10 protein-coding genes, 1 tRNA gene and 1 pseudogene are annotated in these 7,517 nt (G+C 59.7%); 10 read left to right on the top strand and 2 right to left on the bottom strand.

Annotated features, from left to right (window positions below; genetic code table 11):
- The 8 genes from RMO18_RS10885 to RMO18_RS10920 all read left to right on the top strand — a co-directional run.
- Positions 1-328 (top strand): low molecular weight phosphatase family protein (locus RMO18_RS10885; RefSeq protein WP_309665882.1); only part of this gene is annotated, 328 nt, incomplete at its 5' end.
- 78 nt (positions 329-406) lie between these two features.
- Complete coding sequence (locus tag RMO18_RS10890; protein WP_309665883.1) at positions 407-886, top strand: GNAT family N-acetyltransferase; 480 nt, start codon at positions 407-409, stop codon at positions 884-886.
- 120 nt (positions 887-1,006) lie between these two features.
- The gene (locus tag RMO18_RS10895; protein ID WP_309665886.1) at positions 1,007-1,603 is read left to right on the top strand and encodes a GNAT family N-acetyltransferase; all 597 of its coding nucleotides are present in this window, start codon (positions 1,007-1,009) and stop codon (positions 1,601-1,603) included.
- Positions 1,604-1,836: 233 nt separating this feature from the next.
- The gene (gene infA, locus RMO18_RS10900) at positions 1,837-2,055 is read left to right on the top strand and encodes a translation initiation factor IF-1 (RefSeq protein ID WP_028913995.1); all 219 of its coding nucleotides are present in this window, start codon (positions 1,837-1,839) and stop codon (positions 2,053-2,055) included.
- A gap of 8 nt (positions 2,056-2,063) precedes the next feature.
- Positions 2,064-2,639 carry a nucleoside triphosphate pyrophosphatase gene (locus tag RMO18_RS10905; RefSeq protein ID WP_309665892.1) on the top strand — a complete coding sequence of 192 codons (576 nt, stop codon included), beginning with the start codon at positions 2,064-2,066 and terminating at the stop codon, positions 2,637-2,639.
- Positions 2,636-3,673, top strand: a complete 1,038-nt coding sequence (locus RMO18_RS10910) for a ribonuclease E/G (RefSeq protein WP_309665893.1) — start codon at positions 2,636-2,638, stop codon at positions 3,671-3,673. The genes RMO18_RS10905 and RMO18_RS10910 overlap by 4 nt, the downstream gene beginning before the upstream one ends.
- On the top strand, positions 3,670-3,855 hold the full coding sequence (locus RMO18_RS10915; RefSeq protein WP_309665894.1) for a DNA gyrase inhibitor YacG: 186 nt from the start codon (positions 3,670-3,672) through the stop codon (positions 3,853-3,855). The genes RMO18_RS10910 and RMO18_RS10915 overlap by 4 nt, the downstream gene beginning before the upstream one ends.
- Positions 3,856-3,937: 82 nt before the next feature.
- Positions 3,938-4,013: transfer RNA gene (locus RMO18_RS10920), tRNA-Phe, on the top strand.
- Between the two features lie 418 nt (positions 4,014-4,431).
- Here the strand turns inward: RMO18_RS10920 and RMO18_RS10930 are convergent.
- Positions 4,432-5,258, bottom strand: a pseudogene (locus tag RMO18_RS10930) (IS5 family transposase); the annotation flags it as partial.
- A 118-nt stretch (positions 5,259-5,376) separates the two neighbouring features.
- Positions 5,377-5,619 (bottom strand): hypothetical protein, encoded by a 243-nt coding sequence (locus RMO18_RS10935; RefSeq protein ID WP_309665895.1) that lies wholly within the window; start codon positions 5,617-5,619, stop codon positions 5,377-5,379.
- 689 nt (positions 5,620-6,308) lie between these two features.
- Here RMO18_RS10935 and RMO18_RS10940 point away from each other — a divergent pair.
- Together RMO18_RS10940 and RMO18_RS10945 are read left to right on the top strand one after the other, a co-directional pair.
- Entirely contained in the window at positions 6,309-6,644 is a 336-nt protein-coding gene (locus RMO18_RS10940; protein ID WP_405054050.1) for a transposase, read from the top strand.
- 58 nt (positions 6,645-6,702) lie between these two features.
- A protein-coding gene (locus RMO18_RS10945) for an IS5 family transposase (protein WP_309665896.1) occupies positions 6,703-7,496 on the top strand; the annotation gives its coding sequence in 2 pieces (ribosomal slippage) (positions 6,703-7,075 and positions 7,075-7,496; 795 coding nt in all).
- The last annotated feature ends 21 nt before the right edge of the window (positions 7,497-7,517 follow it).

A 7,517-nucleotide genomic window follows, 5' to 3' on the forward strand; every position in this document is an offset into this window, starting at 1 on the left:
CGGCTTCTCAGTAGCCGTCTGCCAGGAACTTGGCATCGAGCTGTCCCGCCACCGCTCGCGCAGCTTTGAAGAGATGCAGGAATGGGGCGATGACCTGTCGCAGTTCGACCTGATCGTCGCCCTGTCGCCCGCCAGTCAGCGCATGGCCCTCGAACTGACCCGGTTTCATCATCTGGAAATCGAGTATTGGCCGATCCTCGACCCGACCGGGTTGGGCGAAACGCGCGAGGCAAAGCTGGCCGCCTATCGGCAAGCGCGCGATCAGATCAGAGACCGGATGCTGGCCCGTTTCGGGCCGCCGACGGTGCGCAGGGATGAACAGGCCTGAGCGAATTGAAGCCTTGCGCGGGTTTTTCGGGGCTATTATCTTGATACCTTCAACAATCCTTTTTCTGCGAGACTATTGATGAGACCTTTGATACGCCCCGCTCTTGCGGATGATCAGTCGGCTATTGTGACGCTGGTCCGGTCTGAACGCCTGAACCCTACCAACCTGGATTGGCGTCGCTTCACTGTGGCCATTTCCGATGGCACCTTGGTCGGCGCGGTGCAAGTTCGCCACCATAAGGACGGCGCGCGCGAGCTTGGCTCGCTTGTCGTGAAACCTGCGTTCCGGCGGCAGAGCATCGCCAAGACCCTTATCGACGCGGTCCTGCGTGACGTGTCGGACACGGTGTGGATCGTGACTGGGCGCGACAATGTGGGTCATTACGCGGCTTGGGGGTTTGTTCAGGCGAAACCGCGGATGGCACCGCGCAGTGTGCGCTTCAACTACCGGGCTGGCCGGGCCATGCGGTTCGTTTCGTTGCTAAGGGGTGTGAAGCCGAAGTATCTGACACTGCTTGTGCGCAACGGGCACCCGGACTGGCCATCGCCGTCCGGTTGACTTCGGCCGGCTTCGTGGATTTCCCTTCTCTCTTTGCGCCCAGCCGCTATCCTCGCCCGAAACCCCGGAGGATCGCATGACCCACCCTGCCATTGACATCCGGATCAGCCGGGCGTGGCGATGACCATCGAAGATGTCGACATCCGTCCGCTCAGCGGTGACGCATTGCTTGCCGTCGTGGATGATATCGCGCGGCTGCGCATCACGGTGTTTGCCGACTGGCCCTATCTCTTTGCCGGGACCCTCGCTTATGAGCGGGAGTATATCCGCAGCTACCTCGACCACCCCGGATCGCTGCTGGTCGGCGCATTTGACGGTGAGCGTCTGGTCGGGGCCTCCACCTCCACCCCGATGGAGGATCACGCCGAGGCTTTCGCGGCCCCGCTGCGCGACATCGGGGTGCCCTTGACCTCAATCCTTTACGGTGCGGAATCGGTGCTGTTGCCAGCCTATCGCGGGCGCGGCCTTGGTCACCGTTTCATCGACCTGCGCGAGGCGCATGCCCGCGCGATGGGTCGCAGTCATGTGGGCTTCTTTTCCGTCCTGCGACCCGAAGATCACCCCAGACGCCCCGCGACGTTTCGCACCAACGATGCGTTCTGGATGGGACGCGGCTACGTACCCCTGCCTGGCATAGAGGCAGAGTTTTCGTGGAAAGATCTTGGTGACGAGGTGGAGACACCCAAGCGGCTGCAGTTCTGGATGCGCGCGATGTGACAAGGCTGGCGTGGGAGGGCGCAGCGGCGCTTGCGGGCTCAAGAGTTAAGAATTCCTGAATTTGAATCGCAACATATTGATTTTGTTAGGCCAAAAAAGCTGTCCACGCGTGGACAACAGAATCCACCGCTCTGACGGCGCCGATTTTTTCCCTTGAAAACCCGCCTGAAACGGCGCATACGCCCCCCCGGATGCCTGCGCCCGACGCGGGCCGAACCCTTATTGGAGAGACCATGGCCAAGGAAGATATTCTCGAATTCCCCGGTGTCGTGAAGGAACTCCTGCCGAACGCGACATTCAAGGTCGAACTCGAGAATGGCCATGAACTGATCGCCGTGATGGCAGGCAAGATGCGCAAGAACCGGATCAGGGTTCTGGCCGGCGACAAGGTCCAGGTGGAGATGACCCCCTACGACCTGTCGAAGGGCCGCATCAACTACCGCTTCAAGTAAGCCCCTTCGTGCGGTTCATCCTTGGATCAGGCAGCCCCCGCCGCAAGGAATTGCTGGCGCAGATCGGGGTCGTGCCCGACGCGATCCTGCCCCCGGACATAAACGAGGATCCCCGCAAGGGTGAACTCCCCCGCGCCTACTGCACCCGCCTCGCCCGCGAAAAGGCCGAGGCGGTGGCGGCGGCTGTGGACGACATCATCCTGACCGCCGACACCACCGTGGCCCTCGGCCGCCGCATCCTTGGCAAACCCCGTGATGCCGGCGAAGCCGCCGCCTTCCTGACAGCTCTTGCCGGACGGCGCCATCAAGTGATCACCGCGATTGCCGTCAGACGCGGCGACCGCCTCTGGACTCGCGACAGTATCAGCGCAGTCAAGATGAAGCGGTTGTCCGATGCCGAATTGAATGCCTATCTTGCCAGCGGTGAATGGCATGGCAAGGCCGGAGCCTACGCGATCCAGGGGGCGGCAGGGGCCTTCATCCCATGGATATCCGGCAGCTTCACCGGCATCGTCGGCCTGCCACTGGTGGAAACCGCAGCCCTGCTGCAAGCAGCGGGCTATCCGCTCTGGAGACAAACATGATCGGCCGCGTGGTTATTCTGGACGAGGTGAACGGTCGCCATGCTGCCGCGCTCATCGTGGACGGCCAGCTGGAAGACATCGCGGTCGACCCGTTGGATGACACGCCAATGCCAGGCGCCATCTACCGCGCCGTCGCGGATCGGCCGATGAAGGGGCAAGGCGGGATCTTCGTCAAACTGCCGCACGGCTCCGGCTTTTTGCGGCAGATTTCGGGGATCACCCCCGGGCAGCGGATTCTGGTGCAGGTTACCGGCCCGACCGAACCCGGCAAGGCCACGCCGGTCAGTGCCCGCCTGTTGTTCAAATCGCGTTTTGCCATCCTCACGCCCGATGCGCCTGGCCTGAACATCTCGCGCAGGATCAAGGACGAAGACCTGCGCGCCGCTTTGTCGGAGCTTGCCAAGGACGGAATGAAGGGCGCCGCACAAGGCCTTGGTCTGATCCTGCGGTCTGGCTGCGCGGACGCCGAAGGCGATGCCATCGCCGAGGATCTGGCCGCAATGCGCGGCCTTGCGGAAGCCGTTTTGGCCGACTTTGCCGGTGCGCCGGAGCTTTTGGTCGAGGGGCCCGGTGCTCACGACCTCGCGTTTCGCGACTGGCTGGACCCGGCGGTTGACGACATGGTCACTGACGCAGGCGGCTTTGAAACGCACGGCGTCCACGAGATGATCGCGGCGCTGATGACCGCCCGGGTTGACCTGCCAGGCGGTGGCCACATGATGGTGGAACCCACGCGTGCACTGGTTGCGGTGGATGTGAACACCGGCCCCGACACCACGCCTGCCGCCGCGTTGAAGGTGAACATCGCCGCCGCGCGCGACCTGCCGCGCCAGTTGCGCCTGCGCGGCCTTGGAGGCCAAGTCGTTGCAGATTTTGCGCCGATGCCAAAGCGGGACCGTCACATCCTTGATCAGGTCATGAAGGCAGCGTTCAAAGGCGATGCGGAGGCGAACCTTGCCGGTTGGACCACACTTGGTCTTTACGAAATGACCCGCAAGAGAGATCGGTTGCCCTTGGCGGATTTGCTTACATGACTTGTCCGACTTGCAAGAAGCCATCCGTTGCCGCGTACCAACCATTTTGCTCGCGTCGCTGTGCCGACGTTGATCTTGGACGCTGGCTGAACGAAAGCTACCGCGTGCCCGCCGACGCTGTTGAGGAGGATTCTGACGGGTTATCCGAAGCAGTTTCAAAGCGGTCGCCGCCTGTCGAGTAGAAAGCTGCAAAACCCTCTGGACAGCCCTGCGACCGTCCAGTATCACGCCTCCACATTCCGGGGCTTGCCCTTGGAAGACGGTGCCCAGATAGCTCAGTTGGTAGAGCAGCGGATTGAAAATCCGCGTGTCGGCGGTTCAATTCCGTCTCTGGGCACCACTTATTGTAAAAATTTCAACTAATTTAATAGGTTGGGAGATTTGTTCTTTTTCGATCCCCCTCTCTGCCCCCCTTTGACCGCGCATTTGTCGCTTGCGGACGTGCCCATCGACCACACTGCTGGTCGGCTTTTTCTTGCGACAGACTCGGTCCATCCATTCGACCAAGATGCACGGTTACGATGCTACGGAACCGTGCAATCTGACTTCTTTGTGCAAAATGATCGGTTGTGATGTCACCACTCTCCTGCACGATTGCGGAGGCAGACCGCAAATGCCCTAGAAAACCAGCTGATGCAAGGTGAGCCAAATTGGCCGTGATTCCAACAGGCACCAAGCTAGTCCCTTTTTGTCTGGAGGCAGTGAGAGATCTCGCTTTCCACCCGAGCAACGTCAAATGCGGGTTGCGAGCCCAGTATTTAGATCGGGCAGGGTAGCAAAGGGCTCGAATTTCGGCTGACCGATGGCATTGCGGTCCTTGGCGAGGTGCTGCGCAAGATGTTCAACCTAGCGATGACATGGAAAATGCGGACCGACAATCCCGCCACCAGTTTTCGCAAGCGCCCCGAAATCGCCCGCGAGCGGTTCCTGTCCTTCACAAACTGCCTGTCGAAGTCGCGTGACATGACGCGCTCGCCCAGGACCTTGAAGCAGCGCATCTTGGCCTTAACCAAACTTCGTCGGTGGTAGCCTGTCCAGCGCTTTCAGACGGCCAGGCCAAGGCGGCGGCAACTACGAAGGGCTTCGTTGCGCACCGCTGCCCCTGCTGTCTGTTCCTTCCAGGGCTTGCCGTTCTTGCGGGGCGGTATGATCGCCACCGCCCCGCGTGCCGCGATAGCGGCGTGGCAGCCACGCGTGTCATAGGCCCCATCTGCAGTGACATGCCGAGGGGCCGATCCTTTGGGATTTGATCCAGCAGGTCGGGCAGCACGGGCGCATCTTCGATCCGGCTGCCGGTGATCTCGAGGGCCCGGATTTCCAATGTTTCCGCATCGATCCCGAGATGAACCTTGCGCCAGTCCCGCGGCTTAGATGGTCCATGTTTCTTGGCCAGCCACTCCCCATCGCCTTCGGCTTTCACGCCGGTGCTGTCGATCAAGAGGTGCAGCGCGCCAGTGCTGGGGCGATACGGAATGTGGACGCTCAGCGACTTCTGGCGGCGGCACAGGTTGCTGAAGTCCGGTACTGGCCAATCCAGCCAAGCAAGCTCAAGCAGGCTGGCAACCATTTCCGATGACGAACGTAATCGTGCTGGCTACGATATCGCCCGCTTTGACACGAACGAACGTCCCGGCCTAATTGAGGTAAAAGCAACGTACGGTTGCAAGAAGTATCAAAAGGGGCAAATCTGCTTGGGCAACATCCTATGCGTCCAACGACCGATTGCTGTGAAATTGTTCGAGCAAAACACAACGGTTCGATTTGAAGGCTCCGGCTCTGACCATTTGATCCATCATGATGGCGTAGGCGAGCATGTCAGGTGGGACGCCCATCTCTTCGAACTTCATTGCCAGTACGACATCAGCTGTTTTTTGAGCCAGCGTCCAGTTTTCTGTCTCTTGAGCAACCCTCATGGCCGCACGCACGGCAGCGATTGCATCATGCATCCAGTGTTCCAACTCAATCCACCCTTGTGCAGCGTCCTACACGTTTTAGCAGACTTGAAATTGGTAAACGCCGAGTAAACATCTTAGGGAAAGTCAGGCCCGCCCAACGGGGACTAGTTGAAGGCTATCACTGAACTGAGACAGATGATCAAGCTGAGAAAATGACCTCAACTCATCCCTACAAGAAATCGCGAGCTCCAGAAACGCTCTTGCGGTAGCTGAAAACCCTTCTCGTTCTGCAGAAAGCGCCGCAACCAGCGCCATATTTCTGAGTTCATTAGGATGCATGGGACACCATAAGTTCGATCCATTTGAGGCAAATTTGCGCCCTTAAGGTTAAGAAACCCTTAACACTGCGGGCGAACAGGCAACAATCAACTTTGATCAGGTGTGAAGACTGAAGTGATCGCTCAAGGGTTGTGTCGCCGCCTTTCTCAACATTTGTTCTCAGATTCAGGTGGATACACCATATTTAGTAGCTCAACGAAGTGACGTTCAGCGCCACCCTAAGCTAAAATGGACTCAACGACATACAACCTGGGGGAGTGTTGGCGGCATGCTTGAGCAACAATCGCTTTTCCAAGCCTGAACTCATGGACGCAAATGAACGACAATTGGGTTGGACAGGCTTTGTTGCGCAAATGCGATGAGAGATTCACCCCGTGAATCCAGCGTGATAGCTGGAGGTCATGAGCAGACCCAAGGCCCCCACCTACCGCACCACGAACTGGCCTGAGTACAATGCTGCGCTGGCGAGGCGTGGATCGTTGTTGATCTGGTTCGATCGTGAGACACAGTGGCTTGCCGCACCGACTGGCAAGCGCGGGCGTCAGCCCGTCTTCACCGACGCTTCGATCCAGGCCTGCCTGAGGTTGAAGGCGCTCTTCGGGCTGCCCCTGCGGCAGACCAAGGGAATCCAGCGAACCTGCTCCGCGAGAGGCTTGAGGCCGACCGCCCTCAGTGTCGCTCTTTCGTGGGCCACGACAAGTTCCTCACCGGGATACTTTAGGCTCTGGACCCATTAGATCGCTTGCCGGTGTAACAACTGACTGATTCACTTGCGGCACCGACGGAGGTGCTGCCATGACCGAGATGATCTTGCTTTCCGAAGCCCAGATGGCGCGGATATCGCCGTTCTTTCCGCTTTCGCATGGGATACCGCGCGTGGATGACCGCAGGGTGATCAGCGGCATCATCTTCGTGATCCGCAACGGGCTCAGGTGGCGCGATGTTCCGCCAAGCTACGGGCCGCACAAGACAATCTACAACCGCTTCATCCGCTGGAGCGAGTTGGGCGTGTTCGGACGCATCTTCGTCGAACTGGCCAGAGGTGGCGGCGACACCGCAGAACTCATGATCGAGGTCGAGCCAGCGGTTCGCCACCGGTTCAAGAGCCGCTGGCGAGGGCATCTGAAGGCCCACCGGACGGCGGCCAGCCTGCTCAAAAGGGGGCTCTTCCCCGGCATATCGGACGCACAAAAGGCGGTCTGAACTCGAAGCTGCACGCGGTTTGCGACAGCCAGGGCCGCCCCCGCAGCCTGTTCCTTACGGCAGGCCAGGTCGGCGATTACACCGGTGCTGCGGCCTTGCTGGCAACGATGCCGCCCGCGAAGGTGCTGCTGGCCGACAGGGGCTATGACGCCGACTGGCTCCGTGACGCCCTCGCCGAGCGCCAGACCGAGGCCTGCATCCCATCGAAATCCAACAGGAAAATCCAGTTACCGCACGACCGCATTCTCTATCGGAAGCGTCACAAGATCGAGAACATGTTCGGAAAACTCAAGGACTGGCGGCGCATCAACACCCGCTATGATCGCTGCGCGCACACCTGCATCTCTGCAATCGCCATAGCGGCCATCGTCATCTTCTGGATATGATCAATGAGTCATGAGACTAGG

The sequence above is a fragment of the Tabrizicola sp. genome (genome assembly GCF_031377265.1).
Taxonomy (GTDB): Bacteria; Pseudomonadota; Alphaproteobacteria; order Rhodobacterales; family Rhodobacteraceae; genus JAUYQR01.